This is a genomic window from Kribbella sp. NBC_01505 (assembly GCF_045040285.1).
Classification (GTDB): Bacteria; Actinomycetota; Actinomycetes; order Propionibacteriales; family Kribbellaceae; genus Kribbella.
In genome coordinates this window covers 7,672,268-7,697,319 of record NZ_CP109425.1, presented here as the reverse complement: position 1 = coordinate 7,697,319, position 25,052 = coordinate 7,672,268, and the positions used below count along the sequence as shown (strand labels likewise).

26 protein-coding genes are annotated in these 25,052 nt (G+C 68.1%); 9 read left to right on the top strand and 17 right to left on the bottom strand.

What is annotated here, in order from left to right; genetic code table 11:
* Positions 1-39 precede the first annotated feature (39 nt).
* From OG474_RS36155 to OG474_RS36145, 3 genes are read left to right on the top strand one after another with little or no spacing between them, the layout of a single operon-like run.
* Positions 40-834, top strand: a complete 795-nt coding sequence (locus tag OG474_RS36155) for a serine hydrolase (protein ID WP_405058133.1) — start codon at positions 40-42, stop codon at positions 832-834.
* Positions 831-1,889, top strand: a complete 1,059-nt coding sequence (locus OG474_RS36150) for a mandelate racemase/muconate lactonizing enzyme family protein (RefSeq protein ID WP_405058132.1) — start codon at positions 831-833, stop codon at positions 1,887-1,889. The genes OG474_RS36155 and OG474_RS36150 overlap by 4 nt, the downstream gene beginning before the upstream one ends.
* Positions 1,886-2,755: an NlpC/P60 family protein gene (locus OG474_RS36145; RefSeq protein WP_405058131.1), complete on the top strand. Its 870-nt coding sequence runs from the start codon at positions 1,886-1,888 to the stop codon at positions 2,753-2,755. Before OG474_RS36150 ends, OG474_RS36145 begins: the two co-directional genes overlap by 4 nt.
* A gap of 3 nt (positions 2,756-2,758) precedes the next feature.
* Here OG474_RS36145 and OG474_RS36140 read toward each other — a convergent pair whose 3' ends face one another.
* The 7 genes from OG474_RS36140 to OG474_RS36110 form a co-directional block, all read right to left on the bottom strand.
* Positions 2,759-3,799: a TerC family protein gene (locus tag OG474_RS36140; protein WP_405058130.1), complete on the bottom strand. Its 1,041-nt coding sequence runs from the start codon at positions 3,797-3,799 to the stop codon at positions 2,759-2,761.
* Positions 3,800-4,045: 246 nt separating this feature from the next.
* Entirely contained in the window at positions 4,046-4,885 is an 840-nt protein-coding gene (locus OG474_RS36135) for an SDR family oxidoreductase (protein WP_405058129.1), read from the bottom strand.
* An 88-nt stretch (positions 4,886-4,973) separates the two neighbouring features.
* Complete coding sequence (locus OG474_RS36130; RefSeq protein WP_405058128.1) at positions 4,974-5,948, bottom strand: Lrp/AsnC family transcriptional regulator; 975 nt, start codon at positions 5,946-5,948, stop codon at positions 4,974-4,976.
* A 27-nt stretch (positions 5,949-5,975) separates the two neighbouring features.
* Positions 5,976-6,713: an SDR family NAD(P)-dependent oxidoreductase gene (locus OG474_RS36125; protein ID WP_405058127.1), complete on the bottom strand. Its 738-nt coding sequence runs from the start codon at positions 6,711-6,713 to the stop codon at positions 5,976-5,978.
* A gap of 64 nt (positions 6,714-6,777) precedes the next feature.
* A complete protein-coding gene (locus OG474_RS36120; RefSeq protein WP_405058126.1) occupies positions 6,778-7,149 on the bottom strand; it encodes a VOC family protein in 372 nt (123 codons plus the stop codon).
* 10 nt (positions 7,150-7,159) lie between these two features.
* The gene (locus OG474_RS36115; RefSeq protein ID WP_405058125.1) at positions 7,160-7,528 is read right to left on the bottom strand and encodes an MmcQ/YjbR family DNA-binding protein; all 369 of its coding nucleotides are present in this window, start codon (positions 7,526-7,528) and stop codon (positions 7,160-7,162) included.
* A gap of 47 nt (positions 7,529-7,575) precedes the next feature.
* Entirely contained in the window at positions 7,576-8,385 is an 810-nt protein-coding gene (locus OG474_RS36110) for an amidohydrolase family protein (RefSeq protein ID WP_405058124.1), read from the bottom strand.
* A 1,249-nt stretch (positions 8,386-9,634) separates the two neighbouring features.
* On the opposite strand from OG474_RS36110, the gene OG474_RS36105 reads away from it, so the two are divergent.
* Positions 9,635-10,501 (top strand): carbon-nitrogen hydrolase family protein, encoded by an 867-nt coding sequence (locus OG474_RS36105; RefSeq protein ID WP_405058123.1) that lies wholly within the window; start codon positions 9,635-9,637, stop codon positions 10,499-10,501.
* Between the two features lie 11 nt (positions 10,502-10,512).
* On the opposite strand, the gene uvrB is transcribed toward OG474_RS36105, so the two are convergent.
* The 7 genes from uvrB to OG474_RS36070 form a co-directional block, all read right to left on the bottom strand.
* Positions 10,513-12,618: an excinuclease ABC subunit UvrB gene (uvrB, locus tag OG474_RS36100; protein WP_405058122.1), complete on the bottom strand. Its 2,106-nt coding sequence runs from the start codon at positions 12,616-12,618 to the stop codon at positions 10,513-10,515.
* A 46-nt stretch (positions 12,619-12,664) separates the two neighbouring features.
* Positions 12,665-13,474 carry a hypothetical protein gene (locus OG474_RS36095; RefSeq protein WP_405058121.1) on the bottom strand — a complete coding sequence of 270 codons (810 nt, stop codon included), beginning with the start codon at positions 13,472-13,474 and terminating at the stop codon, positions 12,665-12,667.
* 28 nt (positions 13,475-13,502) lie between these two features.
* Entirely contained in the window at positions 13,503-14,384 is an 882-nt protein-coding gene (locus tag OG474_RS36090; protein WP_405058120.1) for a hypothetical protein, read from the bottom strand.
* A 41-nt stretch (positions 14,385-14,425) separates the two neighbouring features.
* Positions 14,426-15,490: a hypothetical protein gene (locus OG474_RS36085; protein ID WP_405058119.1), complete on the bottom strand. Its 1,065-nt coding sequence runs from the start codon at positions 15,488-15,490 to the stop codon at positions 14,426-14,428.
* On the bottom strand, positions 15,487-16,692 hold the full coding sequence (locus OG474_RS36080; RefSeq protein ID WP_405058118.1) for a PrsW family glutamic-type intramembrane protease: 1,206 nt from the start codon (positions 16,690-16,692) through the stop codon (positions 15,487-15,489). Before OG474_RS36080 ends, OG474_RS36085 begins: the two co-directional genes overlap by 4 nt.
* A gap of 102 nt (positions 16,693-16,794) precedes the next feature.
* The gene (gene coaE, locus OG474_RS36075) at positions 16,795-17,412 is read right to left on the bottom strand and encodes a dephospho-CoA kinase (RefSeq protein ID WP_405058117.1); all 618 of its coding nucleotides are present in this window, start codon (positions 17,410-17,412) and stop codon (positions 16,795-16,797) included.
* A gap of 9 nt (positions 17,413-17,421) precedes the next feature.
* The gene (locus tag OG474_RS36070; RefSeq protein WP_405058116.1) at positions 17,422-17,592 is read right to left on the bottom strand and encodes a hypothetical protein; all 171 of its coding nucleotides are present in this window, start codon (positions 17,590-17,592) and stop codon (positions 17,422-17,424) included.
* Between the two features lie 16 nt (positions 17,593-17,608).
* On the opposite strand from OG474_RS36070, the gene OG474_RS36065 reads away from it, so the two are divergent.
* Positions 17,609-18,241, top strand: coding sequence for a hypothetical protein (locus OG474_RS36065; RefSeq protein ID WP_405058115.1), 633 nt, complete (start codon positions 17,609-17,611; stop codon positions 18,239-18,241).
* 70 nt (positions 18,242-18,311) lie between these two features.
* Here OG474_RS36065 and rpsA read toward each other — a convergent pair whose 3' ends face one another.
* The 3 genes from rpsA to OG474_RS36050 all read right to left on the bottom strand — a co-directional run bounded on the left by rpsA (position 18,312) and on the right by OG474_RS36050 (position 21,856).
* Entirely contained in the window at positions 18,312-19,805 is a 1,494-nt protein-coding gene (gene rpsA, locus OG474_RS36060) for a 30S ribosomal protein S1 (protein ID WP_405058114.1), read from the bottom strand.
* A 265-nt stretch (positions 19,806-20,070) separates the two neighbouring features.
* Positions 20,071-20,952 carry a phosphotransferase family protein gene (locus OG474_RS36055; RefSeq protein WP_405058113.1) on the bottom strand — a complete coding sequence of 294 codons (882 nt, stop codon included), beginning with the start codon at positions 20,950-20,952 and terminating at the stop codon, positions 20,071-20,073.
* Positions 20,953-20,965: 13 nt separating this feature from the next.
* Positions 20,966-21,856 carry an SGNH/GDSL hydrolase family protein gene (locus tag OG474_RS36050; RefSeq protein WP_405058112.1) on the bottom strand — a complete coding sequence of 297 codons (891 nt, stop codon included), beginning with the start codon at positions 21,854-21,856 and terminating at the stop codon, positions 20,966-20,968.
* Between the two features lie 131 nt (positions 21,857-21,987).
* On the opposite strand from OG474_RS36050, the gene OG474_RS36045 reads away from it, so the two are divergent.
* The 4 genes from OG474_RS36045 to OG474_RS36030 are packed head-to-tail and all read left to right on the top strand — an operon-like array spanning position 21,988 to position 25,033.
* Positions 21,988-22,554 carry a TetR/AcrR family transcriptional regulator gene (locus OG474_RS36045; protein ID WP_405058111.1) on the top strand — a complete coding sequence of 189 codons (567 nt, stop codon included), beginning with the start codon at positions 21,988-21,990 and terminating at the stop codon, positions 22,552-22,554.
* Positions 22,551-23,066, top strand: coding sequence for an SRPBCC family protein (locus tag OG474_RS36040; protein ID WP_405058110.1), 516 nt, complete (start codon positions 22,551-22,553; stop codon positions 23,064-23,066). Before OG474_RS36045 ends, OG474_RS36040 begins: the two co-directional genes overlap by 4 nt.
* Positions 23,067-23,075: 9 nt before the next feature.
* Entirely contained in the window at positions 23,076-23,876 is an 801-nt protein-coding gene (locus tag OG474_RS36035) for a class I SAM-dependent methyltransferase (RefSeq protein WP_405058109.1), read from the top strand.
* Complete coding sequence (locus tag OG474_RS36030) at positions 23,873-25,033, top strand: acyltransferase family protein (RefSeq protein ID WP_405058108.1); 1,161 nt, start codon at positions 23,873-23,875, stop codon at positions 25,031-25,033. Before OG474_RS36035 ends, OG474_RS36030 begins: the two co-directional genes overlap by 4 nt.
* The last annotated feature ends 19 nt before the right edge of the window (positions 25,034-25,052 follow it).

Genomic DNA, 25,052 nt, shown 5'->3' with positions numbered 1-25,052 from the left:
GCAAGTTTGCCAGGAAAGAAATGTGCGAGGCTGACTGGTATGTCGATTGGTGAACTGCTCCGGGCGGTTGATGGGAGCGGCGAGTTCGGGGTGTGGCTGGGGCGGGCCGACGGGACGGCGGTGTTCGAGCACCGGTCCGGGCGGACGCACTACTCGGCCAGCACGATGAAGCTGCCGGTCGCGATGGCGATGCTGCGCAAGATCGAGGCCGGTGAGCTCACGCTCGACCAGCCGGTGGCCGTGCACAACGACTTCGCCTCCGCGGCCGGCGGGCGGTTCGGCGTGAACCCGGACGAGGACGAGGCGCCGGCGACCTGGACCAAACTCGGTGCCAAGGTCCCGCTCGGCTGGCTCGCGACCGAGATGATCACGCTGTCCAGCAACCTGGCCACCGATCTCGTCCTGGAACAGGTCGGCCTCGAGGCGTCCAACGCGGTCCTCGCCGAGTACGGCGACGGCGCCAGCGCGATCCGCCGTGGCATCGACGACCGCGCGGCCCAGGCGGCCGGGATCAGCAACGAGATGAGCCCGGCCGGACTGGCCGGCGTACTCGTTGCCGTGGACAACCAGTATCTGCTCGACCTGCTCGCGGGCAACCAGTGGAACGGCGAGATCCCCGCGCAGCTCCCGCCCGGCACCCGGGTCGAGCACAAGAACGGGTGGGACGTCCGGATCCGGCACGACGGCGGCATCGTCCGGCCCCCGGACGCGGACCCGTTCGTTCTGGTCGTCTGTACGACGTCCGACCTCCCGGACGTGCGAGCGCAGCAACTGATCGCGGACATCGCGCTGGAGGCGTGGAACCACCGGCACGACCTGGGAGCGATCCGATGAAGCTCACCACCCACCTGATCTCCGTCCCGCTGCACACCCCGTTCATCACCGCTCTGCGGACGGCGACGCACGCCGACTCGCTCCTGGTCGAGCTCAGCGACGGCTCGCTCAGCGGTTGGGGTGAGGCGCCGCAGGTCTGGAAGGTCACCGGCGAGTCGCTCGCCGGCGCCCAGGCCTGTGTCGAAGGACCGATCTCCACCGCGCTGAACGGCCTCGGGCCGGACGATCTGACCGAGGCCCTGCGCCGCGTCCAGAACGCTGCCGCCGGAAACTTCGGCGCGAAGGCCGCGGTCGACGTCGCGCTGCACGATCTTGCCGCCCGGCGACTCGGCATCAGCCTGCAGGCGTTCCTCGGTTCGACGGTCGGCACCGTGCGGACCGACGTGACGCTCTCGGTTGGCGATGCCGACGCGCTCGCGACCGCCGCGAAGGCGCGGATCGCGGACGGGTTCGACGTACTGAAGGTGAAGGTCGGCACCGACGCGGCCGGTGATGTGGAGCGGGTCCGCCGCGTGCGGGACGCGATCGGGCCGGGACCGCGGCTGCGGCTCGACGCGAACCAGGGCTGGTCCCGCCGCGACGCGGTCACCGCCATCCGCGCGTTGGAGGACTGCGACCTCGAGTTGGTCGAGCAGCCGGTCGCGGCCGGCGATCTCGAAGGGATGGCGTGGGTCACCGACCGGGTGAACACACCGATCCTCGCCGACGAGTCCGTGTACGGCGTCCGCGACCTCGTCAACGTGATCCGGCACGGCGCCGCCGACATGGTCAACGTGAAGCTCGCCAAGTGCGGCGGGCTGGCGCAGGCCCGGACCCTGCTGGAGCTCGCCCGGGAACACGGCCTCGGTACGGCGGTCGGTTCGATGATGGAAAGTCACGTCGGAATCGGCGCGGCCGCCGCTCTGGTCGCGGCCTATCCGACCTCCGCGGTCAACGATCTCGACGCGGCGTGGTGGCTACGTGACGCACCGGTGATCGGCGGCATCCGGTACGAAGGCTCGCTGATCCACCTTCCGTTTGAGCCTGGTCTCGGCGTGACAGGCTTGTCCGTATGAAGCTTGTCGCTGCCAAGGTCCCGATCAGCACGGTGTGGACCGGACCGGACGCGCCCCGTGAGGTCGACGCGCCCGCCACTGCCACGCAGCCCGATGTGGCTGCCTGGGCGAAGTCGATGGACAGAGAGAGCCGTCTGGGCCTGCACGGCCGGACTCTGTCCCAGCTGCTGTTCGCAGAGCCCGTGCTGGTCCGCTCCGAGCGCGATGGCTGGTCAGAGGTCCTCGCACCCTGGCAGCCCTCGTCCGGTGACCCACTCGGCTACCCGGGCTGGGTGCCGTCGAGCCATCTGGGTGAGCTGCCGAGCAGTGCGACCGATCCGGTGGCCATCACGGTGCCCACCGCGCCCCTGCTTGCAGAGCCGGTGGCTGGTACGCCGGTGATGACCCTGTCGTTCGGCACGGTGCTGGCCTCGGTCGAGCGGACCGATGGGTACACGCGGGTCGCCACTCCGGATGGTGGCTCAGGCTGGCTGGCGAACGACGTACTGCGCTCTGTGGCGGAGCCGTCGATACCGGAGGACCGGCTGCGGCTCAGCGCGCAGTTCCTCGGGCTGGAATACCTGTGGGGCGGCACCTCGGCGTACGGGCTGGACTGCTCCGGGCTGACGCACAGCGTGAGTCGCGTGCTCGGTCTGCGGATCCCGCGCGACGCCCACGACCAGGCCGACACGTTGGAGAACATCCCGATCGACGAGGCCCGGCCGGGCGACCTGTACTTCTTCGCACGCCCGGACAAGCCGGTGCACCACGTCGGGTTCGTCTCCCCCACCGGGATGCTGCACGCCTCCGAGACCGGGAAGCAGATCGAAGACGCGCCGCTTCCCGACGAGCGGCGTACGACGTTGGTCGCCGCCGCTCGCTTCTGACGCTCAGGCGTTCTTGGCGTCCGAGGACTCGGGCGCCGGCTCGTCCGCGGTGACCTCGCCCTGGACCGGCTCGGCCGGCAACCCGCGGGACTTGCGCAGGCTCAGGACCGTGGTGATGCCGAGCGTGACGATGATGAAGCCGAGCGAGAACCAGATCGGGATCTCGGGAGCCCACTCGATGTGGTGACCGCCGTTGATGAACGGCAACTCGTTCACGTGCATGGCGTGCAGGACCAGCTTCACACCGATGAACGCGAGCACGACCGAGAGACCGATCGACAGGTAGACCAGGCGCTTCAGCAGGTCACCGAGCAGGAAGTACAGCTGCCGCAGACCCATCAGGGCGAAGACGTTCGCGGTGAAGACCAGGAAGGGCTCCTGGGTCAGGCCGTAGATCGCCGGGATCGAGTCGAGCGCGAACAGCAGGTCGGTGGTGCCGAGCGCGATGATCACGATCGCCATCGGGGTGACGAGCCGCTTGCCGTTCTTGATCACGGTCAGCTTGACTCCGTTGTACTCGTCGGTCGCGTTCAGCCGCTTCTTCGCGAACCGGATGACCGCGTTTTCCTTGTAGTCCTCGTCGTCGTTCTCACCCTGCGAGGCCAGGTGGATCGCGGTGTAGACCAGGAACGCGCCGAAGATGTAGAAGACCCACGAGAACTCGTTGATCGCGGCGGCGCCGACGGCGATGAAGACGCCGCGGAAGACCAGCGCCAGGATGATGCCGACCAGCAACGCGGTCTGCTGGTACTTCCTCGGCACCGCGAACCTGGACATGATGATCAGGAAGATGAAGAGGTTGTCGACGCTCAGGCTGTACTCGGTGAGCCAGCCGGCGAAGAACTGACCGGCGTACTCCCCGCCCGAGAAGAACCAGACGCCGAGCCCGAAGACCACCGCGAGACCGACGTAGAACGCGATCGCGGTCGCCGACTCACGGGTCGTGGGCTCGTGCGGGCGACGGCCGATGATGAAGACGTCGAAGGCCAGCAGCGCGAGCAGCACGCCGACCGTGATGTACCAAACGTAGTCAGCAACGTGCACAGGAACCTCCGGAGCGCAGACGAAACAGGACTCCGAAGGTCTCTTCCGCCGACCACGTGGCCGACCGGGGGCACCGGGCATGAGCGTGAACTCACGGCCGTGATGACGATGCCGCCGCGAAGGAATACTCCCCTTCTTCACCCCCAGTCTGACGGGTCGCGGACCCAGACTCCAAATCCAGGACACCGTGTCCGCCTGTCGAAATCATCACAGGCCGGTTCGGGAATAGTCACGGACCGTGTCCGATCACCGGAAATCGGCTTCGTGATCACGGGCCCAGGAGGCGAACGGCACCGGTTTCCGGCCGAGGATCTGCTCGGCTACCGGGGTCATCGCCCAGCCGTCGGGCTCGGTCCCCCGACGCATGAAATGCAGGATCGCGTCGACGGTCTCGGGTGCCTCGCCGGCCCCGAACGTGTCCCGGGCCTGACACTCGTCGAGCTCCTCGATCCGGATCGGCTCACCGATCACCTCGGCGATCCGGTCGACCTGATCGCGCAGCGTCACGGGTTCAGCGCCGGTCAGCAGGGCCGACACCACTGCCGGGTCCGCGCCCCGCAGGGCTGCGACGGCGACCGCGGCGATGTCGCGTTCGTGGATCGGCGCGGCGAGCGATCCGGGGTGGACCAGTTCGACGGTACGGCGCTCGCGGATCGACGGGGCCCAGTTCAGCGCGTTGTTCGCCAGTACGAGGGGGCGGATCGGGACGAGGTTCAGACCGGCGTCGGTGAGCAGGCCCTCGGTCACCCGATGATCGACGGCAATCGGATTGGACGTTGCCCACGGCAACAGAACACTGCCGGAGGAGAGCAGCACGACCCGTTCCACGCCGGCGGCCACGGCGGCCTTGCCGAAATCGGTCGCGCTGCCGGGATCGGCGTACAGGAAGACTTGGGCGATGCCGTCGAGGGCGCGGTCGAGGGTGTCCGGCCTGGTCAGGTCGGCCTGGACGACCTCCACCTCGGGGGCGAAGTCGGCCTTGGCGAGGTCGCGGACGGAGGCACGGACGGGGAGATCGGCTGCGCGCAGGCCATCGACGACGTACCGGCCGATGGCGCCACGAGCGCCGATCACGAGAGTGGTCATGGGGTAAGCCTTGGCCAGGGCTCGTCGGGTGCGAACGAGATCGCCGCGAAGCTTCTGGAATCCGACAAGCGCTGCCGCCTTGATTGCGCTATCCGACGCGGTAGTGGGTGGTCGCGGCCTTGATCGTGCGGAGGGTCGGCGCGAGGTTGACCGCGGTGACGCCGGACAGGCTGGCGATGTCGGTCGTCAGATAGCGGTAGAGGCCGGCGAGCGAGTCGCTGCCGATTGCGGCGAACAGGGACGTCGATCCGGTGGTGGCCGCCACGAACGCGACCTCGGCATGGTCGGCCAGGGCTCGACCCGCCGCGTCCAGTTCCGACGGCGTCACGGCGAGCCGGAGCATCGCGCGGGCGGGCAGGTCGAGGAGCATCGGGTCCGCATCGACGTCGAAGCTGATCGCGCCGGTGTGCAGGAGGCTGCGCAGCCGTCGGCGAACAGTCGGTGTGGAGAGCTCGCAGGTGGCGGCGAGGTACTCGATCGGCGCGCGACCGTCGGTCCGGAGCTCCTCCAGCAGCCGACGATCGGCCGCGTCGAGGGTGACCGGCTTGTCGCCGGGCTCGGGTTCTGGAACGTGACGGCGGAGCTCGGCCACCTGGTCCGGGCGGAGCGAACCACGCTTGGCATACGGGAAACCCGCTCCCCCGTAGAACACGTGCAGAACCTCGAACGCCTCGACGTCGATCACCTGCCGGGTACGCGGCAGCGCTTCGAGAAGCAGCGGCCCGACATCCTCGCCGTACACGGTGCACTCGATCTCGGTGCCACCCGCGCAGAGGGTCACCCAACTGGTGTCGGTCCGGCGGGCCAGCGCCTCGGCCACCTCACCGGCCGCACTCGGTACGGCGCGGACCCGGAGCAGCCACTGGACTTCGCGGGTGCGGCTCGGGTGGCTGAGCGCGATGACCCGCAGCGCGCTGCGCTCCCGGAGCCGTGCATAGCGGCGCGCGACGGTCTGGTCCGAGACGCCCAGCACCTCGGCGAGCCGGCGGAACGGCGCCCGCGCGTCGAGCTGCAACGCATGAAGGAGGCCGCGGTCCAGCTCATCGAACGGATCTGGGGTCACGAGTGTCGAGAATAGAACACTCCAGACCTAGGGAACGCTGAATCCGCCATCCGCGACGAGCACCGCACCGGTGACGAAGCTCGAGCGCGGGGAGGCGAGGAACAAGACCACCTCGGCGATCTCCTCCGGCGTACCGACGCGTCCCATGGGTCCTTGAGCGCTGGTCTCCCGCAGGACCTCTTCCGGCACGATCGACAGCAGGGTGTCAGTGCGGACCGCTCCGAGACAGACGGCGTTGACCCGCACGCCCGACGGCCCGAACTCGACCGCCCACGACCGGGTCATCGACTCCAAGGCGGCCTTGGTGCCGCTGTAGGCGGCCGCGACGGGCAGGCCGATCTTGGCGCCGATCGACGACGTGTTGACGATCGTCCCGCCGCCGGTGGCCGCCATCCGCGGTGCGATGGCGGCCGTCAGGAAGTAGGCGCTGCGCAGGTTCACGTCGTAGATGCGCTGGAACTCGTCCGGGGAGACGGCCGGCGTCGGGACCATCGGATAGAACCCGGCATTGTTGATCAGGATGTCGACGTCACCCACCAGCTGCGCCAGGTGCTCGACCTCGGCCATCTCACCGAGATCAGCCTGCAGGTACGTCGCTTTGCCCCCGGCGCCGGTGATCAGCTCGACCGTCTCGGCGCCTTGCTCGGCTCGCCGTCCAGTCACCACGACCTCGGCCCCGGCCGCCGCGAAACTCCGCGCGATCGCCCGCCCGATCCCCGACGTGGCCCCCGTTACGAGCGCCTTCTTCCCCCACAGCTCAGTCATGCCCCGAGGCTAGGGTCGCCGCCCGTCCGCCGCCCCGACTCGCCGTCGGCTGCCGGCAAACTGCTCAGGAGACGCGATGCACTGCCTCGACGTTGTTTCCGTCGGGGTCGCGCAGGAACACGGCGTAGTAGCCGGGCTGATACTGCGGCCACTCCTTCGGCTCATGCAGAACCTCGGCACCGAACTCCTGCGCCGCGGCATGAATAGCGTGCACGGTATCGCGATCAGGCGCGGCGAACGCCAGGTGGACCTCGCGCTGGGGACTGTCGGTCGCCGTCTCCCCCAACCAGAACTTCGGTGCACCGTCCGGACCCGAGAACGCGATAACCACCCCGAAGTCGATGCTCACACTGATCTCGAGCGACGCGAACACCGTCTCGTAGAACCGACGGGACGCGGCAAGGTCATCGCACTGAAGCGAAACATGATCGAACATGCCCAGGACCCTAACCACCCCCACCGACATTGAGGTTTGGCCGACGGCTCCTCGGCAACTTCGCGACAACAGCCTCGTACGACGCGTCGATCAGCTCGAACACCTCGTCATCCGGCACCCCTCCGCCGAACCGCACCGTGTTCCACCCCGACCGCCCGAGGTACGGCATCTTCGACACGTCGTCCGGGTAAGCCGCCACCAACTCGTCCGCCTCGTCCCGGTTCGCCCCACACTTCAACCCGAGACTGTCCGTCCCGAGGAAGGCAAAGATCTTCTCCGCGACCTTCGCCACCACATCCCCGTCCCACGGCTCATCACGCCAAGCCCCCGCCTTCCCCAAGCAGTACCCCAGCACCTCATCCCGACCCAATCCACCCATCGAGTCCTCCTTCTCCCACCCAACCTAATCAACCCCCACGAGGACGACTAGGACAAGTTGAACAGGGCGGCTGCGTTCGCGTGGGCGATCTGGTGTTGCTCGTCGGCGGAGAAACCGAGGGTGTCCAAAGCGTCGACCGCCGACCGGAGGTCGCCCAGCGGGTAGTCGGAGCCGAGCAGGAGTCTGTCCACGCCGAGCTTGCGCAGGCTCCACGCATACTGCTCGCGGTGCGGAGAGTCGGCGTACAAGGCACCCATGTAGGACAGGTCGACCCAGACGTTGCGGTTCCACATCCCGGGGAACGCGGCCAGCACGTCATAGACCACGAGCTCTCCGAACCGCGGCCCGAGAGCGTGGGCGATGATGATGCGGGCATCCGGCACACTCATGCTGAGCTGCACGAACTTGCCCGGCTGGTACGGATCGAACGGCGAGTAGCCGTCGAACAGCACCGGTAACCCGTGCCGGCCGATCTCCTCGACGGTCGCCGTCACCCGGTCGTCGCCGAGGTCGAACGCCTGCGTGTTCGGATGCAGCTTGAACCCAGCCGCCCCGGCCGCGACCACGCGCCCGATCTCCTCGACCGCGAAGTCACCGTCGTACGGATGCACCGAACACAACGGCAACCACCGCGGGTCGTTCGCAGCAAGCGTGAGCACCTGATCGTTCCGCTTCCGAACCTCGTCCGGCTGCCCGAACGGCGCCATCACCAGCGCACCCGCGGCCTGAACCTCCAGCCCGTCCACCGCAGCCCAGTAGTCCTCCGCGCGATGCGGCATCAAGCCCGCCATCCCGGCCCCCGCCTCGAGCTCGAGATGCGCATGCACATCGATGATCGGCCCCACGTACCGCGCCATCATTCCTCCCCATCCGTGGAGCCGCACCCTAATCCCCCACCAACCCGCCCCACCACCAACGACAGCAACCGGCCAACAAACCGCCGCCCGGCCGCACCCCACGCCACCACCACCTGTCCGTAGTGCGGCGTTCACGCCATTGCCGGTTGCGAAGGACCGCGATTCGCGGCCACTCAGGCGGTCGCCGAGGCTAACGTCCGATCCGAGGGCGTGGTCGGCGTTTCTTCGGACGTCAACCACCGCGGGCACGGTCGGGGCCGGTTCACGGATGATTGCTGCCGGTATTTGGCAGTAGGTCTCCGTGAACCTGCGGCTGGGCGGGGTTTGTGCGTGTTTGCGGGGAGCTGCTGTCGCTGAGAGGCAGTAGATCCCCGCAGAGGTGGTTGGTGTGCCCCCGATTCGCGCCGCACCGGACAGGCCGGACACGTATGCGGTGGATGGTCGCCGCGGCGGCCGATTTACTGAAGCGCTAGGCGGCGTCGCCTGGGGCTGACGGGGATGGCGAGGCCGGCGACCACCGTTGCGGTTGCCTGAGCTTCCGGGCTTCGGTTGCGGTCCAGAAAACGAGGGGATCTCCCCGCAAGTTGCTGGTTCTCCCCTCAATATTTGAGCAGAGAAGGGCCCATTTGAACGGATATCCAGCGAAATTCCGCAGGCGAGGCAGGCGACCCGAACCGCAGTGGGCAACCGCGGCGGCGGGTCACCTGACAGGCCTCCTCATCATTGAGAGCAACCACCGCGACGGGTCAGCCAACGGGCCTCCTCATCGTCGGGGGCAACCACAACCCGTTAACCACAAGCAACGGGCACGCGGTCACCGACCGCACCATCCCTCCTCAGCCACAGACCCGCCCAGCCACCCGTCTCAGTAAACCGGCCGCAGCGCCGACCAACCACCGCGCCCCGCGTCGGCCGCCTCCCGTTGACCACCAAGCCCCGGTCCCGGCCTGATCCGACTTCATCTAACGTCCGAAGGACCGGAGAGCCCCACCCGCAGTTCCTTCGGACGTTAACCAGCACCCCTCGCTAACGTCCGAAGGACCGGAGAGCCCCGCCTGCAGTTCCTTCGGACGTTAGCGTCGGTGACCGTCTGCTGGGTCGGTGGGCTCGTGGTTGTACGGCGAGGGCTGCTGGTCGGTGGCGTTCGTCGCGACGGGTTGGGTTGTCGGCGCAGGGCCGGGATGCGTTTGAGCAGGTCTGCAGTGAAGCGACAGCGGCGATCGGGGGCGGGGGATCTAGGGTTCTTGGTATGGGCTCAGTGGTGGTGGCGGCGGTTCAGGCGGGGTCGGTGTTGTTCGATGGGGCGGGGACGTTGGCCAAGGCGGAGCGATTCGTCCGGGAGGCTGCGGCGGGTGGGGCTCGGTTGGTGGTCTTGCCGGAGGCGTTCTTGGGTGGGTATCCGAAGGGGATGGACTTCGGGGTGACGGTGGGGTCGCGGTCGGCGGAGGGGCGGGAGCTGTTCCGGCGGTATCGGGAGGCGGCGGTTGCGGTGCCGGGGCCCGAGACTGGGCGGCTGGCCGAGTTGGCTGCTGAGTTGAAGGTTGAGCTGGTGGTGGGCGTCATCGAGCGGGATGGCGGGACGCTCTACTGCACGGCGTTGTTCTTCACGCCTGGGCTGGTGGCCAAGCACCGCAAGCTGATGCCGACCGCGGCCGAGCGGTACCTGTGGGGACAGGGCGACGGCTCCACGATGCCCGCCGTACCGACCTCGTACGGCGTGCTCGGCGCGGCGATCTGCTGGGAGAACTACATGCCGTTGTTCCGGCAGAGCATGTACGCGAAGGGGGTCGAGATCTGGTGTGCACCGACGGTGGATGACCGTGAGCAGTGGCAGGCGACCATGCGGCACGTCGCTCTCGAAGGCCGCTGCTTCGTGATCAGCGCCAACCAGTACCTGACCGACGCCAACGGCACCGTGCTCATCAACGGCGGCAGCACGATCATCAATCCGCTCGGCGAGATCCTGGCCGGCCCCGCCCGCGAGGGCGAGACCGTCCTCTTCGCCGAACTCGACCTGGCCGACCGCGACCGAGCCGTCTTCGACTTCGACCCGGTCGGCCACTACAGCCGCCCCGACATCTTCACCCTCACCGTCGACGAGACCCGCCGAAGCTAAAACCCAACCAGCTACTGAGCCCCGGCGTTCGTCATTTGGCGGAGCTCCTTCTTCAGCTCGGAGATCTCGTCGCGGTAGCGCGCGGCCACCTCGAACTGGAGCTCCGCGGCCGCGTTGTGCATCTGGTCGGTGAGCTGCTGGATCAGGTCTGCGAGGTCCGACGACGGCATGCCGCCGGCGAGCTCCTTCGCCTTCTCCCCCACCTTGCCCTTGAGACCGCCTGGTGTCGGCGCCTTGCCGCGGCTCTGGTTGCGGCCGCTGCCGAGCAGCTCGGCGGTGTCCGCGTCCTCGCGGGCGAGCATGTCGGTGATGTCGGCGATCTTCTTCCGCAGCGGCTGCGGGTCGACACCGTGCTCGGTGTTGTACGCGACCTGTTTGGCGCGCCGCCGGTTGGTCTCGTCGATCGCCATCTCCATCGACGGCGTGATCTTGTCCGCGTACATGAACACCGCACCGGACACGTTGCGGGCCGCGCGACCGATCGTCTGGATCAGGGACCGGCCGGAACGCAGGAAGCCTTCCTTGTCCGCGTCCAGGATCGCGACCAGCGACACCTCCGGCAGGTCGAGACCCTCCCGGAGCAGGTTGATGCCGACCAGTACGTCGTACTCACCCATGCGCAGTTCGCGGAGCAGTTCGACGCGGCGCAGCGTGTCCACCTCGCTGTGCAGATACCTGGTCCGGATCCCCATCTCCAGCAGGTAGTCGGTCAGATCCTCCGACATCTTCTTGGTCAGCGTGGTGACCAGCACCCGCTCGTTGCGCTCGGTCCGGATCCGGATCTCGTGGATCAGGTCGTCGATCTGGCCCTTGGTCGGCTTGACGATCACCTCGGGGTCGATCAGGCCGGTCGGCCGGATGATCTGCTCGACGAACCCGTCGGACTTGTCCTGCTCGTACTGCCCCGGGGTCGCGGACAGGTAGACCGTCTGGCCGATCCGCTCCAGGAACTCCTCCCAGCGCAGCGGCCGGTTGTCCATCGCCGACGGCAGCCGGAACCCGTGCTCGACCAGCGTCCGCTTCCGCGACATGTCGCCCTCGTACATCCCGCCGATCTGCGGGACGGTCACGTGCGACTCGTCGATGACGAGCAGGAAGTCCTCGGGGAAGTAGTCCAGCAGACAGTGCGGCGCCGTCCCGGCCTCGCGGCCGTCGGTGTGCCGGGAGTAGTTCTCGATCCCGGAGCAGGTGCCGATCTGGCGCATCATCTCGATGTCGTACGTCGTCCGCATCCGCAGCCGCTGGGCCTCCAGCAACTGACCGCCGCGCTCGAGCTCGGCCAGCCGGTCGGCCAGCTCCGCCTCGATCGAGGTGATCGCGCGCTCCATCTTCTCGGGCGCGGTCACGTAGTGCGTCGCGGCGCCGATGTAGAGCTCGGTCTCCTCGCTCAGCACCTCGCCGGTCAGCGGGTGCAGCGTCATCACCCGCTCGATCTCGTCGCCGAAGAACTCCACCCGGACCGCGAGCTCCTGGTACACCGGGAAGACCTCGAGCGTGTCGCCGCGGACCCGGAAGGTGCCACGGGTGCCGGCCAGGTCGTTGCGCGCGTACTGCACGCCGACCAGCTTGCGGAGCAGACCGTCGCGGTCCATCTCGTCGCCGACCTTCACGTGGATCATCCGGTTCAGGTACTCGTCCGCGGAGCCCAGGCCGTAGATACAGGAGACGGTCGCGACCACGACCACGTCCCGCCGGGTCAGCAGCGACCAGGTCGCCGAGTGCCGCAGCCGCTCGACCTCCTCGTTGATCGAGGAGTCCTTCTCGATGTAGGTGTCCGTCTGCGGGACATACGCCTCGGGCTGGTAGTAGTCGTAGTACGAGACGAAGTACTCGACCGCGTTCTCCGGGAAGAAGTGCCGCAGCTCGGTGGCGAACTGGGCGGCCAGCGTCTTGTTCGGCTGCAGGATCAGCATCGGGCGCTGGATCTTCTCCGCCAGCCAGGCCATCGTCGCCGTCTTGCCGGTACCGGTGGCACCGAGCAGAACGACATCCTGCTCGCCGGCGTTGATCCGCCGCTCGAGCTCCGCGATCGCGGCCGGCTGGTCACCGGCCGGATCGAAGTCGGACACCACGTTGAGCGGCGCGACCATACGCTGGAGATCCGTGACCTGTCTCATGGCACCAAAGGTACGTGCCCCCACCGACAAAACCTGAAACCGCAGGTCAGAAGCTCTTTTCGACGCTGTCGTTCATCACCTTGAGGTTGTCCTTGCGACGCTCGTAGACCCGCTTCTCGAGCCCCGCGTCGGTGGCCGTGACCCGGTCCCACTTGTCCGAGTACGCCGTCACGAAGCCCTGGTAGTCGATCAGCCCGTTCTTGGCGGTCTTGATCTTCGCGGTGTAGGTCAGCGCGTAACAGGTCTTGATCGCCGGGTTGGCCGGCTTGCACTCCGTGCCCTTGCCGATCACCACGTTCTGCATCCCGTTCGACTCGATGTCGACCAGGTGCTCGGCGAAACCCTTCGCGTCGTACAGCGTGGTCTGCCGGACCCAGAAGTACCCGTCGATCAGCCCGCGCACGTTGAACTGCTGCAGAATGTAGTTCTGCCCGGTCGCGGCCCTCGGGCTCTTCCGCCAGCCCTTGGCCGGGGTGAACCAGATCCCGTGGCCGACCTCGACCCCGATGTCGTTCGCCTGCTTGGTGTCGTTCGGCTTCGAGCCGGCCGGCGGGGTGTAGAGCGTGCCCGGCGCGTCCGGCGTCTGCACCGCGGCCGGCTGCTTGTTGTTGTTGTCCTCACCACCGCCGGTGACCAGCAGCACGACACCGACCGCGACCAGGACGACGGCCAGCGCCGCGCCGCCGATGACGATCAGCTGCGACCGTCTCGACTTGGCCGGCGGACCCGGCGGCCGGCCAGGTCCAGAGCCCCAGCCGCCGGGCCCCGCGGGTCCCGCGCCGCCTTGGCCTGCTCCCCAGCCACCAGGTGCGGCGGCCGGCGGCGGGCCCGGAGGTGGTCCGTACTGCTGACTCATAGCTGTTCCTCGTGGTGTCGGGGGTTCGTCACAAGCTGTTGAGAACCGACGTCTTCATCTCGGCGGCGTCCGCCTCGGCCTTCGGCGCGAAGTCGACGCGGGTCCGGAAGTCCACCGCGGTGGCCACCTTGTCCTTGCGCAGGTAGACCTCCACATAGCCCCGCACCTGGACGTCCTGGCCCGCCTTGTCCTTGGCGGTGGAGGTGTAGCTCATCGCGACGCACTCCTCCAGGACGTTCTTGGGGCAGGGCAGGATCCGTTCCTTCTCGAGTTTGGCGATCTCGTTCTCGGTCTCGCCCTCGATGATCGCGAGCAGATAGGCGTGCGCCGTCACGTTCTGCTTCTGGCGGACCCAGAAGAACGCCCGCGCCTCACCGTTCGGCGCGTAGGTGACAAGCTCCTTGCCCTGCTTCTCGGTCTCCAGCACACTCCAGGTCGGCACCGGTACGACGGACACCCCGAACCCGACCGGAATCGCCCCGGCCGGCGGCGAGTACGACGTACTGGGCACACTCGGCGTCGGTGTCGTCGACGGTCCGGGGACCGGGTCGGCGGTGTCGTCCCCGCCGGAGACCAGCACGAGCACCAGTGCGACCAGCACGACCACGAGCAGACCGGCGCCGATCGGCAGCAGCAGCGGTGGGATCCGCCGACGCTTCTTCACCGGCGGCGGCGGACGCCGCAGCGACGGCGGCGCGATCTTCTCACCCCACCCGGACGGCGGTCCGGTCGCCGGATCAGGACCAGCAACCGGACCGGCTTTGGCAGCTGCCCCGGACTCCGGCGCCTGCGTACCGGACCAGGGCGACCCCGGACCGGCCGGCGTCGGTGGAACCTCGAGATTCCACGGCGACGGCGGCAGCGCCGGTGCAGGCGCTGCCGCGGGGTCGTCGGGGCCGGGCTTGCTCACCCACGGGTTGCTGTCCCCGGCCCCTTGGTCGCGTTTTCCGGTCACTGGCTCTTGAGCACCGACTGCAGCATCGCGGAGCTGTCCGGCTGGAGCGTCGCCAACTTGTCCCTGCGACCGTAGGTCCGGGTCAGCGTGATCACGCCGTCACTACGCTCGATCACGCCGACCAACCCGACCGCCTCGAACGAGCCGGACTGACTGGTCGAGGTCCCGGAGTAGTTCTGCGTGTACGCGGTCTTGATCGTGGTCTTCTCGTCGGCACCGGGCGTGTACTTGACCGGCTCCTTGGTCTTCACCGCGGTCAGCCCCTTGGTCTCGGCCGCGAGCAGCTTCGGCAGCACCGACTCCGCGGTCTCGCCAGGAGCCGCCTTGAACACCTGGACCATGAAGGAGCCCTCGCCCTGCTTGAGCAGGAAGACGCCCTTGAAGTCCTTCAGCTCCTTGCGGGTGTAGCCCAGCGCCGGCTTCACGTAGACGCCTTCACCGACCTCGAGCCCCTCGTCGGTTCCGGTCGGCTGGTTGTTGTCGCCGTTGCCCGTCGGGGTCGGGTTCGGGTTCGGCGGCGGCGAGACCTGCTTGTCGTCACCGCCCCCGAAGATCAGGGCGAGCACGATGCCGATGACCGCGACCACGACCAGACCGCCACCGGCCAGGTAGAGGATCTTGTTGCTGCCCTTGCCCCGCGGGGCTTGGCCGCCGTACTGCGGCTGGCCGGGGTAGCCCTGCTGCGGGAACTGCTGCTGCCCGGGGTACCCCTGCTGCGGGTACTGCTGCTGGCCGTAGCCAGGCGGCGGTCCCTGCGGGGGTTGCCCGTACGGCGGTTGCCCAGGCTGCTGACCGTATCCCGGCTGACCCTGCGGAGGCTGCCCGTAACCAGGCGGCGGCCCCTGCGGCGGCTGACCCTGCGGGGGCTGACCGTACCCAGGCGGCGGCCCTTGCGGGGGCGGACCATATCCAGGCGGGGGCCCCTGCGGCGGCTGACCCTGCTGCGGAGGCGGACCGTACCCAGGCGGCGGCCCCTGCGGCGGCCGGCCTTGCGGCGGCTGCCCCTGAGGCGGCTGACCCTGCGGCGGCTGACCGCCGTACGGAGGTTGCTGGTTGCTCATGCCTGCGTCTCCCCAGTCGTCACGTCGTACCCACCGGCCGGCGCCGATGCCGTCACACCACGGGCCGACTTCGGCACCGAGCGGACGGAGTTGCCACAGGCGGAGCAGAAGTCCGAGTGCGGCAGCAGCGGCATCTCACAGCGCGAGCAGAAGGCCTGGTCGCCGGAGGCGTGGTTGGAACCGCCGCGAGCGGCCGACTCCAGCGCGGCCTCGAGCAGGCCCTTGTGCAGCACGGTCCGGACCCGGATGATCAGCGCGCCCAGCAGCAACAGGCCCCAGACGACACCCAGTACGGCGCCGATGGTCGAACCGTGACCGCCGACGAACCCGAGCAGGTAGATACCGCCCTGGAACAGCACGTTCACCGCGATGGCCTGCACCAGCGCGATCACCCAGCGCGGCGTGAAGCCGTCGTACCCGGCGCCGAGTCCGGAGAACTCCGCACCCGCCAGACCGGTCGCCGAGCCGTAGATCAGCGGCTTGATGAATCCGTGCAGGACCACGATCGAGATCCACGTCCCGGCGCTGCTGCCCGGACCGGCGAAACCGCCGCTGATCCAGCCCCAGTGCAGGACGAGCGTCTCGAAGCAGGCATACCCGACGCCGGCCACGACACCGAAGGTGAAGCCGTCCATCAGGTCGTCGTACCGCGGCCGCGAGGCCAGGTAGAGCGGGCCGATCTGACGGATCAGCTCCGAGACGACCGGCACCAGCAGAAGCAGGATCAGCAGGTCGCGTCCGGACGGGCCGCCGTCGTTCGCGCCGATCGTGATGGTGGACAGCGAGATCTTGTCCGACCACAACCAGGTGAAGACCGCCGCCAGTACGCCGGTCAGCACGAAGGCTGCCGCGACCACCGGGATCGGCTCGTCCTCCCACAGGTTCACGTCGTACAAGTAGAGGATGTAGACGATCGGGATCGAGAACGCAGCCACCATGATCGCGACCGGCAGGGCACCGAGCGCGGCCGTGACGACCGTCAGCAGCAGCGCGATCCCGAGGGCGACCTTGTAGGTGTAGGGCTGTTTACCCGAGCCCTGCGGCATGATCGTGGAGACCAGCTTGAACGACGCGACCGATTCATCCGGCCGCGCCGCATACGCGTTCTTCCGCTCCGTGTCCCCGGACCGCAGGTCGTTGCCACAATGGTGGCAATACCGCGAGACCTCGGGGACGTCGGAGTTACAGCGCGGACACACCACGCCATCCTCCCTAGCTCGGGCCAACGGAACGGCATCAGCCGATCCAGGTCGGGACAGATTCTCGTACACCCGTTCCCGGATTCATCATTTACCGCGCAGGGGTCATCTTTTCGTGTCCGGACCGTGCTCTGCGCACTCGATCAACGTGTCCCACACCTCATCGAGCCGCGCGTCCAGCTCGGCGAGCGTGCCGGAGTTGTCCACCACCACGTCCGCGACCGCGAGGCGCTGCGCACGCGTTGCCTGGCTGGCGATTCGCTGCTCGGCCTCGGAAAGCGCCATACTTCGTTGCTGCGTCAGCCTTTCCAGCTGAACCTCCGGCGGTACGTCGACCACCAGCACCACGTCGAAGCGATCGGACTGACCGGTCTCGACCAGCAACGGGATGTCGTGCACGACGATCGCATCGTCGGGCGCGGCCGCCTCGATCTCCGCGGCCCGGGCCCGCACCCGCGGATGGACGACCGCCTCGAGCCGGCGCCGCGCATCGGCGTCCCCGAACACGATCCGCCCGACCGCGGGCCGATCCATCTCACCTTCGGCGGTCAGCACCTCGGACCCGAACGCGGCCACCACTTCGGCCAGCCCGTCGGTCCCCTTGGCCACCACTTCGCGCGCCAGCAGATCGGAATCGATCACGATCGCACCGCGCGCCGCCAGTCGCGACGACACCGCACTCTTACCGGCGCCGATTCCTCCGGTCAGTCCAACTCGTAGCACGCAAGCACCCTACTGGACCAAGTCCCGGTCGAGCAGGTCCGCGTGCAGCGCGACGGCCGTCGTACTCGCGTGCCCGGCGGCGCCGATCGCGAACAGCGCCCGATCGCGAGAAGCTCGTCGCAACGTCAACGCCGCCTGCAAACCGGCCGAGCTTCCGCCGACCACCGCAACGTCGAGCATGGACTTAGCATGGCGTATGGGGTGGTTCAGGAAACGGCGGGACGGGCGCGAGCTGGAGCATGTCCGGCTGATGGCCGAAGAGGACACAATCGTGTTCGGCGAGGAGCTGACGCGGTTCGGGGACGCGGACGGCCTTGATGCCGAGACGCGGCACGATTATCAGACCGCGCTCGACGCCTACGAGACCGCGAAGCGGCTCGTCGACAAGCTCGACAGTGTCGAGTCGATCAGTGCGGTCGTCGACACACTCTCGGCCGGCCGCTTCGCGTTCGCCTGCGCGCGGGCCCGGGTCGACGGCTTGCCGCTGCCGGAGCGCCGTACACCGTGCTTCTTCAACCCGCAGCACGGACCGGCGAGCATGGATGTGGTGTGGACGCCGCGCAGCGGCCCCACCCGGAAGGTGCCGGCCTGTGCGCAGGACGCCGCGCGGATCAAGGCCGGAGAGGACCCGCCGGTGCGGATGGTCCGGTACGGCGAGCAGCAGGTGCCGGCCTGGGAGGCCGGGTCACCGAACGAGCCGTACCGGATCGGCTTCTTCGCCTCCAGCACCGCCCGCGCCGAGGTGATCGAGCTCAAGACCCGGATGAAGGGTGAGGGCGGCGGCCACTGGGGCAACGACTTCCCCGACCCCAAACGACGCCGGCCCTAAGACATGCGGAACCCCCGCACCCAGAAGGATGCGGGGGTTCCGGCAGAAACTACCTACTACGGAGAACCGATCAGCCCTGGCCGGTCAGCTTCTCACGCAGCGCCTGCAGCGCCTCGTCCGAAGCGAGCGCACCCTCGGCGGGCGCGTCGTCGGCCGGAGCCGCACTGCCGCCGCCAGTGGCCGAGGAGTACGTGGAGGCCTCGCCGGCCTCGACGTCCGCCGTCTTGGCGTCCTCGATCTGCTTCTTGTGGGCCTCCCAGCGCAGGTGGGCCTCGGCGTACTGCCGCTCCCACTCCTCACGCTGAGCATCGAAGCCCTCCAGCCACTCGCCCGTCTCCGGGTCGAAGCCGTCGGGGTAGATGTAGTTGCCTTCCTTGTCGTACGTCGCCGCCATGCCGTAGAGCGTGGGGTCGAAGTCGTCCGACACGGTGTCGACACCCTCGTTGGCCTGCTTCAGCGACAACGAGATCCGGCGACGCTCGAGGTCGATGTCGATGATCTTGACCATCACGTCGTCGTTCACCTGAACGACCTGCTCCGGGATCTCGACGTGACGCTCGGCCAGCTCGGAGATGTGCACCAGACCCTCGATGCCCTCCTCCACGCGGACGAACGCACCGAACGGAACCAGCTTGGTGACCTTGCCGGGCACGATCTGGCCCATCTGGTGGGTCCGGGCGAACTGCTGCCACGGGTCTTCCTGGGTCGCCTTCAGCGACAGCGAGACGCGCTCGCGGTCCATGTCGACGTCCAGCACCTCGACGGTGACTTCCTGGCCGACCTCGACAACCTCGGTCGGGTGGTCGATGTGCTTCCAGGACAGCTCCGAGACGTGCACCAGACCGTCGACGCCGCCGAGGTCCACGAACGCACCGAAGTTGACGATCGAGGAGACGACACCCTTGCGGATCTGGCCCTTCTGCAGCTGGGTGAGGAAGTTCATCCGCACCTCGGACTGCGTCTGCTCCAGCCACGCGCGACGCGACAGAACCACGTTGTTGCGGTTCTTGTCGAGCTCGATGATCTTGGCCTCGATCTCCTGGCCGACGTACGGCTGGAGGTCGCGGACACGACGCATCTCGACGAGCGAGGCCGGCAGGAAGCCACGGAGGCCGATGTCCAGGATGAGTCCACCCTTGACGACCTCGATGACGGTACCGGTGACGACGCCGTCCTCTTCCTTGATCTTCTCGATCGTGCCCCAGGCCTTCTCGTACTGGGCGCGCTTCTTCGAGAGGATCAGGCGGCCTTCTTTGTCCTCCTTCTGGAGAACCAGGGCCTCGACGTGGTCGCCGACGTTGACGACCTCGTTCGGGTCGACGTCGTGCTTGATCGACAGCTCGCGGGAGGGAATCACGCCTTCGGTCTTGTAACCGATGTCGAGGAGGACCTCGTCCCGGTCGACCTTGACGATGGTGCCCTCAACGATGTCGCCGTCGTTGAAGTACTTGATGGTCAGATCGATCGCCGCGAGGAAGTCTTCCTCCGACCCGATGTCATTGACCGCTACCTGCGGGGTGCTGCGAACTGCGGGGTCGAGAGGTGCCTCGATGCTGGCCGTCATGTGGTGGGTTGCTCCGTGGACTGGTGGCTAGTCATGTTGCGTATGAGCCGTTGGATCGCACCACACCGCTGGACTGCACGAAAAGCACAGATTCACCACCGACAAGCTGCGAGCACGAGCCTGCTCCGTCCGAGGTCGCACAGGCTCATAGCGCAAATCACAGAATACCGGTCTTGACGGAGGCAACACAACCTGGGGCACCCGGTCGGCACCGGCTGCCCGCCGAGGCATCCCGACGTGTCGCTCCGCTCAATGACTGAGTCGACTATATGGCCTCCAGGTCAGGACGGTCTCCGGACAACTCCTGAGTGCCCGCCATTCGGGCGATCAGGGCCGCCGCTACCGCCGCGACCGGGTTCTCCACCGCCCGCGAGGCCAGCTCCAGCAGCGCCCACAGATCAGCAGCCCGGCCGAGCTCGACGAGCGGTTCCGGCAGCCCCAGCCCACTCCCCCGTACGGCGCTCAGCACCGCTCCCGCGAGGACCTGGTCGGTCTCGAACCGCAGCAGGTTGCCGAGATCGGCGTACGGCGAACCGGCGTACGCGAACTCCCAGTCGATCAGACCGGTGATCCGGGCGGTGTCCGGGTCGACCAGCAGGTTCTTGGGGTTGAAATCGCTGTGGACGAGGCAGAACCGGCTCCCGGCGCTGTCCAGCAGCTCTTCCGCCTGCGCGAAGACCTGGGGCAGCCCGTCCCGCGTGACACCGAGACCGGCGGCGTACTCCTCCAGATCGGCGCTGCCGAGCGGCTCGATCGTCAGGTCGCCACCGCGGAACATGCCGGCGGTCAGGAACGGCATCCCGCTGAGCCGGACCAGCAACTCCCCCAGCTGCGTGCCGACCTTCCGGCGCTCCTCCGGACCGGCCGTCTCCAGATAGACCTGCAGGTTCACTCCGGGTAGCCGCTCCATCAGCAGGTACGGCGGGTCCTCCCAGGAGCCCTCGCGCTTCAGGTCGAGGATCCGGGGCACCGGCAGCAGCCCGCGCACCAGCTGCAGCAGCGCCGCGTCCACGACCGCGCGCTCCGGATCCTTCACATACAGCTTCAGGACGGCGTCCTCGCCGCCTGCGGTCACCGCGAAGGTCTGTCCCTGGTAGCCACCGGTCAACGGGACCGCACTGGCGGCGAGCGTCTCTAGTCCATCCACCCGCCCGATCCTGTCAGGCCTTGGAGACAGTTCCCATCGCCGCCAGGACGGTCGGTACGGCGTTCCGCAGTCCGGCCGCGTTCGGGTGCAGCGGCACCAGGCCGTTCGTGGTCACGCTCGGGATCAGTCCCTCGATCCACCGCGTCCCGGCCGCCTTACACATGTCGTGACCGACACTCGGCGTCGCGAGATCGACGTACGTCGCACCGTGGGCGCTCGCCTGCTCAGCCATCCGAACGTTCAGCCGGGTCAGCGCCGCCTGCAGGTAGTCGGCGTCCTTGGCCCACACCGGGACGACCGGCCAGCAGCCGCTCTTACGGATGCCGGTCGGGTAGCCGACCATCAGGATCTTCGCCTGCGGCGCCCGCTGCCGGATCTCCTCGATCACGGTCCCGTAGGTCGCGGCGAAGGCGTCGATCTTCTGCGCCAGCTTGTCCACGCCGCCGGCGGTGTTGGTCGCCTTGCAGGACGTCCCGATGCCCTCGGGTAGCAGGTTCACACAGGAGACCGCGAGGCCGACCAGCCCGATGTCGTTCCCACCGATCCCGACCGACACCAGCGTGGTGTCCGCGCTCAGAGCGTCGTACTGCGGAGCCGCTGTGCCCGCGATGATGCCGGGCTGCGGGCTCGCGAAGTGCTTCGTCGTCGCGGCACCACAGGTCACGTCGCGGAACTTCGCGGGCTGCAACTGCTTGGCGACCAGCGACGCATAGTTGACCGCCGACCGCGCACAGGTGAGCACCTCCTTGGCCGGCAACACGAGCGACCCGGCGGCGAACGAGTCCCCCATCGCCACGTACACCAGCGGCGGCGCCGCGGCCGCTTGGAGTGGCACCAGGCCGCCGACCAGCAAGCCCGCCGCCGACACTGCCGCGACCATCCGCGCACGTACTGATCTCTTCATACCCGCCGCCTTTGATGTTAAGTGACTAGCCGGTAACTGCTCAGGTGCGGCTCAGCATGAAGAACATTCAGCTTCTCGGCAAGACCTCGCCGCCTCTTGGATTATTTACGATACTGCAGTAGCGTAAAGCCATGACACGCGGACGGCCACGGGACACGGCGATCGAGGGCAGGCTGCTCGCCGCCGCGGCGGCGGAGCTGCGGCACGGCGGGTACGACGGGCTGTCGATCGACCGGGTCGCCGAGCGGGCCGGCGTCGCGAAGACCACGCTGTACCGGCGCTGGGCGTCGAAGGCCGAGCTCGTCGTCGCGCTGATCACCACCATGCGCGAGGAGGTCCCGTTCGAGCCGTCCGACGATCCACGCGCCGACCTGACCACCCTGGTCACCACGATCGCCGCCAATCTCACCGCGACGCCGACCAGCCTGATCGCCGACCTGGCCGCCGCGGCGGCCCGCGATCCCCGCGTCGGCGAGAGCGTCCACGCGCTCTGGGCCGACCGGCACCGAGCCGTCACCGACGTGGTCGCGAAGGCGCAGCAGGCCGGGATCGTGCTCGCCCACGTCGCGCCCGCCGTACTGGTCGACCAACTCGTCGGCCCGCTGTACTACCGGCTCCTCGTCACCGGCGAGCCACTCACCCCTGATTACGCCCGGACGCTGGTGCTCAGCGTCCTCGGACCCGAGGAGTCCCCATGAAGCGTCGCCTGCTGGTAGGCCTGGGCGTTTTCGTCCTGCTGCTGATCGGCTACACCACCTACACGATCGTCCGGCCGACCGTCCTGCGCACCGAGGTCGAGATCGACGCGTCACCCGACCAGGTCTGGAAGGTCCTCGCCGACCGCGAGCACTACCCGGCCTGGAACCCGTTCATCGTCTCCTCGACCGGTGACCTGACCGTCGGCGGAACGATCACCAACATCCTTCGCGACACCAAAGGTGCGGAGACGACCTTCACACCGAAGCTGCTGGCCGTGCAGCCCGGCCGGGAGCTGCGCTGGATCGGCCGGATCGGGTTCGGCGGGATCTTCGACGGCGAGCACGCCTTCCGGATCGAGGCGCTGCCGGACGGGCGGTCGAAGCTGATCCAGGAGGAGATCTTCCGCGGCGCCGCCGTGCCGTTCACCGCCGGCATGCTGCGCGACACGATCGAGCCACAGTTCCGCGCGATGAACCAGGCGATCGCGACGCGGGCCGCCGAAGCTCGCTAATGTGACCGCGTGGTTGTGCCGCAACGTATCGAGCTGACCGAGGCCGAGAGCTCGCAAGCCAGCCGGACCTACTGGAACTCCGCCGCCGCTCAGTACCTCGAGGATCACGGCGGCTTCCTCGGCGACGACCGGTTCATCTGGGGCCCGGAAGGCGTCGACGAGGAGTCGGCTCAACTGCTCGGGCCGGTGCGCGGCAAGCGGATCCTCGAAGTGGGCTGTGGTGCTGCGCAGTGCGCGCGGTGGCTGGTCGGGCAGGGTGCCGATGTCGTTGCCTTCGACATCTCGATGGAGCAGCTGCGGATCGCGCAGCAGCTCGACGCGCGCACCGGGACCGCCGTACGGACTGTCGCGGCCGATGCGACCGCACTGCCTTACGCCGACAGCACGTTCGACATCGTCTGCTCAGCCTTCGGCGCACTGCCCTTCGTAGCCGACGTGACCACCGCACTGCGCGAGATCGCTCGCACCCTGAAGCCCGGCGGGCTGCTGGTGTTCTCGGTGACGCATCCGATCCGCTGGTCGATGCCGGACGACCCCTATGCGGGCGGGATGCGGATCGACAAGTCCTACTTCGACCGCACGCCGTACGTGGAGGTCGACGACGCCGGTACGCCGGTCTACGTCGAACACCACCGGACCATCGGCGACTGGATCCGCGCGCTGACCGAGTCCGGGTTCGCCATCGACGATCTGCTCGAGCCGGAGTGGCCGGCCGGCCACACGCTCATCTGGGGCGGTTGGGGACCGCACCGCGGCGCCTACGTGCCCGGTACGGCGATCTGGTCGGCCCGCAAGGAGGTCACCGGATGACGCCGCGCAGGTTCCCGGCATTCGACGGTCTGCGCGTGCTGGCCGCGCTGGCGATGCTGACCGCGCAGGTCACGCTGCACAGCGATGCCGGACCACTCACTGGCCTGCTCTCCCGGCTGGACGTCGGTGCCGCGGTGTTCTGCGCGATCTCCGGCTTCCTGCTCTACCGGCCACATGTAGAGGCGTGGTTCGAAGGCACGCTGCCGCCGCTGACGCTTCCGTACCTGCGAAATCGGGCCGTGCGGATTCTGCCCGTGCTCTGGGTCGCTGTACTACTGGCTGCTCTACTACTGCACTCCGCCGACTGGTCGACGTACCTGCAGCACGCCACCCTCACCCAGGTCTATTTCGAGGGCCCACCAGCTGAGGGGCTCACGCAGCTGTGGAGTCTGGCGGCGATCGCAGCGTTCTACGTGATCCTTCCGGCGCTGGCCAAGCTTCTGACCGGCTACGAGCGTCCGACGCGGCGCAGCGTCCGTTGGCGGCTCAGCGTGCTGGCGGGGCTGACTGTGGTCGGTCCGGTCTGGCTGACAGTCATGAGCGCAACGCATCACCCGAACGCCGGACTCTGGCTGCCCGGGTACATCGGCTGGTTCGCGCTCGGGATGGGCTTGGCCCTCTGGCAGGTGGCCCGCAGCACCGGTCGCCTCGGCTCGTCAGCTCTCGACGTCCTCACCACGATCCCCGGGACTGTCTGGGGCGTCGCGGCCGCACTCCTGCTGCTCGCAGCCACCCCGCTCGCCGGTCCGTACGACCTGTCCGCCGCCACACCCGGTCAGTCGGCGGTGAAGAGCATCCTCTACACCGGCATCGCGGCCTGTGTGTTGTTCCCGGCCTTGGCCCCGACCGGGCGCACCGTCCACTACCTCGGCGGCAGACCGGCACGGCTGGCCAGCAACCTCACGTACGGCGTGTTCGCCTACCAGGTGATCGCGCTGACTCTGCTCGCGCGCATCAGCACCCAGTTCGTCTTCCTGTTCGTTACGACGCTCCTGGCGTCTGTCGGGCTCGCCGCAGCCAGCTACTACACCATGGAGCGGCCTTTAGCTGGTGTCCGGAACGGGTCCGGCGGCGGTAGAAAACCGCCATCGCCATCACCGCGAGCACTGCAAGCGAGCCGACCAGCAGACCGGCCCGGTACGCCCGGTCCGGCATGAACCGTGCGTTGACCAACTG